Below are 3,587 nucleotides of genomic sequence, written 5' to 3'. Positions count from 1 at the left end.
GGTACCGCCGGAGCCGCGCCGCCACCGCCCGTCGGGCCGCTCGTCGGACCGCCATGGGCCTCCGGCCCCGGCACGTACCCCATCGCGGGCGTCCCGGTCCCTGTGGAGAAGCTCACGCCCCGCTCGAGCCGGTCGAGACGGGCCATCACCGACCGCTCGTCGCCGTAGGCCGCGGGCAGCAGCACGCGGGCACAGATCAGCTCGAGCTGGAGGCGGGGGGAGGTGGCGCCGCGCATCTCGGTCAGTCCCTCGTTGACGAGGTCGGCGGCGCGGCTCAGCTCGGCGGCGCCGAAGGACCGGGCCTGGGCCTGCATCCGCTCGACGACATCGGCGGGGGCGTCGATGAGCCCCTTCTCGGCGGCGTCCGGGACGGCGGCGAGGATCACCAGGTCCCGCAGCCGCTCCAGCAGGTCGGCGACGAACCGGCGAGGGTCGTTGCCGCCCTCGATGACGTGGTCGACGACCTCGAAGGCACCGGAGCCGTCCCCGGAGACGAAGGCCTCGACCACGGAGTCGAGCAGCGAGCCGTCGGTGTACCCGAGGAGCGAGGTGGCCATGGCGTAGGTCACACCCTCCTCCCCCGCCCCGGCGAGCAGCTGGTCCATGACGGACATGGAGTCACGCACGGACCCGGCGCCTGCCCGCACGACCAGCGGAAGGACTCCCTCCTCGACCGGGATGTCCTCCTTCCGGCACACCTCACCGAGGTAGTCCCGCAGGGTCCCCGGCGGGACCAGCCGGAAGGGGTAGTGGTGGGTCCGCGACCGGATGGTCCCGATGACCTTCTCGGGCTCGGTGGTCGCGAAGATGAACTTCAGGTGCTCCGGCGGCTCCTCGACCACCTTGAGCAGCGCGTTGAAACCGGCCGACGTGACCATGTGGGCCTCGTCGATGATGTAGATCTTGTACCGGCTGCGCGCGGGCCCGAAGAAGGCCTTCTCCCGCAGGTCACGGGCGTCGTCCACACCACCGTGCGAAGCGGCGTCGATCTCGATGACGTCGATGGAGCCCGGCCCGTTCCTGGCCAGGTCACGGCAGGACTCGCACACGTCGCAGGGCGTGGGGGTCGGCCCCTCCTCGCAGTTCAGGCACCGGGCGAGGATGCGCGCGCTGGTCGTCTTGCCGCACCCGCGCGGACCGCTGAACAGGTACGCGTGATTGACCCGGTTGTTCCGCAGCGCCTGCTGCAGCGGGTCGGTGACATGCTCCTGCCCGATGACCTCGGCGAACGACTCCGGGCGATAGCGGCGGTACAGCGCGAGAGACGACACGCCTACGAGGTTATAGGCGCCCGCCGACAACCGGCCCGCCCGCGGACGCGAGCCCCCTCGCAACGCAAGGGCCCCCCACGCACCCGCCAGAGCCGACCTACCCTTGCTGCCTTCCGGCCCTGGGGGAGTTCAGTCAGATAGCGCCGCGTGAGGGGCTGCGAGAAGCCTACCCGATGACGGCGGCAGGGAACGAGTTCGCGAGCACTCCCCTCGGTCATGTAATGTTCCCAGCGGAGGATTCGCCTAGAGGCCTAGGGCGCACGCTTGGAAAGCGTGTTGGGGGCAACCCCTCACGAGTTCGAATCTCGTATCCTCCGCCTCGGCCCACTAGGGCAGACGAAGGTCCCGACCGCTCAGCGGTCGGGACCTTCGTCGTTCCCCGGTCGCGGTTCGTCGCCGGGCAGCGTGACGCCGCTTGCGAACCGCCCGCTGGTCTTTGCGCACTTCGGATGCCATATCCTCCACTGACGAGCGGCGCCGGGGGGTGCCGCTCAAGGTCTCTCAGGGGGGAGTCACCGTGCTCGTACTGTCATGTCTGCTCGTTCTCGCCGCCGTGGTGATGTACTTCGTCGCCCGTGCCCAGGACTCGCTCCGGCTTCGGCTGGGTGCCGGCGCCGCACTGCTCGGCAGCGTGCTCTGCGGCGTCGCCAGCACCGTGTACGTCGTCAGCGCCTACGAGGTCGGCGTACCGGTGACGTTCGGCAGAGTGGGTGTGCCGATGACGTCCGGGATGCACCTGAAGGCGCCGTTCACCGATGTCACGCCCTTCTCGACCCGTCCGGTCGACCTCAACCTCTCCGACAAGGACGTCGTCGAGGTGCGGTCCTCCCAGGGGGGTGTGATGTACGCGGAGGTGACCGTGAAGTGGGCGGTCACACCGGCCAAGGCGGCGGAGCTGTACCGGCTGGCGGGGAGCGAGGACGCCATTCAGCAGCGACTGGTCTACCCGGACAGCCGGGAGATCGTCCGGAACGTCTTCGCCCGCTACACCAGCGAGCAGGGCTACGCCTCGGCCCGGGAGGAGATCAACGCGGAGATCGGCAAGTCGATCAAGGAGCGGCTCGCGCCCCGCGGTATCGACGTCACCGCCGTGAACCTGCGCAATGTCAAGCCTTCGGACGCCCTCCAGAAGCAGATCGACCGCAAGATCCAGCAGAAGGAGGCCACCGAGCGGGCCGTCGAGGCGACCCGCACGGCGGAGGAGGAGGCCAAGCGCCGCAAGATCGAGGCCGAGGGCATCGCCCGCGCCAACAAGATCCTCAACGACTCCCTGACCGACAAGGTTCTGATGAACCAGTGCATCGACGCGTACAGGGAAGCGGCCAAGGAGAACGCGGTCTACGCCGTGCCCTGCGGCTCGGGCAACGGCACCCCGGTCATCGTGAACGGCAGCGGCCGGAACTGATTCCTCTCGCCGGCGCCGGGCCGGCGCATCGCGCTCGGCCCGCACGGGCACGCCCGGTGCACCTGTTCCCGGGCCCAGTCGCACCCGAGATCGTCCCGGGTGACATCAAGGTGACATCAAGCAGTCGCCACCGCCGGTCGCCGGCGGTGGCGACTGCTTCGTATTCATCGCCCCGTCCGACCGGCGCGAGACCCGTCGCGCACCGGAGGGCACCCACGCCCCGTCCGGGCCGCGTTCGACGGCCGGTATGCGCTGGTGGCGGTGGGCCGGCGGGCCGGACGCAGGCGCACGTCGGCGCACGCTTCCCGTCGGCCCGCGCATTCGTTCATGATTTACAACGTTCACATTCCCGCCACAAAAGAATCCGATATCCGCATCACCTCCACAGACAATGAATCGGATCGGCACAATCGAGCCGACCTTGCTTTGAACAGGCGAATGCTGGGAATCGGAGATGGGCGGGCACGTCCATCGCATGGCATATCTCACCAAGTGGCGCAGGAAAGTTCTCGAAAGTTGCCCGGACCACCGAAACAATGATTGCATCTCGGCCGAGCGCGGTGACGGCAAGTCACAGCACGCGCTGTGCCTGCATTTCCCGACGCTTCGAGGTCGTCGACCGGGCGCGGTAAGGACAAGAACCGAGAACGGCAACCGCCCGCCCGGCCGGGCGGAGTTCGCCGGCCAGAAGGGAGCAGCATGGGTTGCTCGCATGCCGCGACATGCCCCCTTTTCCCCCTGCTCAGGGCGAGCTTGCAAGGGTGGCGCAACTACTACTGCGACAGCGAGGACCGGTGGCTCGACTGTGCGCGCTACGAATTGTCACTGACCGGCGAGCGCGTACCCATCAGCCTGCTGCCCAACGGGGCCACCGCGCGGCACCTCGAGCGCGAGGGCGAGGCGGGTCGCCC

General features: G+C 68.9%; 2 protein-coding genes, 1 tRNA gene and 1 other RNA gene. 2 read left to right on the top strand and 2 right to left on the bottom strand.

Annotated features, from left to right (window positions below; all coding sequences use genetic code 11):
- Both RH94_RS24950 and ffs read right to left on the bottom strand, forming a co-directional pair.
- Window positions 1–1,271: DNA polymerase III subunit gamma and tau (locus RH94_RS24950; RefSeq protein WP_143204069.1), on the bottom strand; the 1,271-nt coding region annotated here is incomplete at its 3' end.
- Between the two features lie 64 nt (window positions 1,272–1,335).
- Window positions 1,336–1,430, bottom strand: an RNA gene (gene ffs, locus RH94_RS24945) — signal recognition particle sRNA small type.
- Window positions 1,431–1,503: 73 nt separating this feature from the next.
- On the opposite strand from ffs, the gene RH94_RS24940 reads away from it, so the two are divergent.
- Both RH94_RS24940 and RH94_RS24935 read left to right on the top strand, forming a co-directional pair.
- Window positions 1,504–1,588: transfer RNA gene (locus tag RH94_RS24940), tRNA-Ser, on the top strand.
- 200 nt (window positions 1,589–1,788) lie between these two features.
- Window positions 1,789–2,676 (top strand): prohibitin family protein, encoded by an 888-nt coding sequence (locus RH94_RS24935; protein WP_073950112.1) that lies wholly within the window; start codon window positions 1,789–1,791, stop codon window positions 2,674–2,676.
- The last annotated feature ends 911 nt before the right edge of the window (window positions 2,677–3,587 follow it).

Source organism: Streptomyces kebangsaanensis, assembly GCF_001906585.1.
GTDB classification, from domain to species: domain Bacteria; phylum Actinomycetota; class Actinomycetes; order Streptomycetales; family Streptomycetaceae; genus Streptomyces; species Streptomyces kebangsaanensis.
This window is presented reverse-complemented; position numbering and strand designations above follow the sequence as displayed.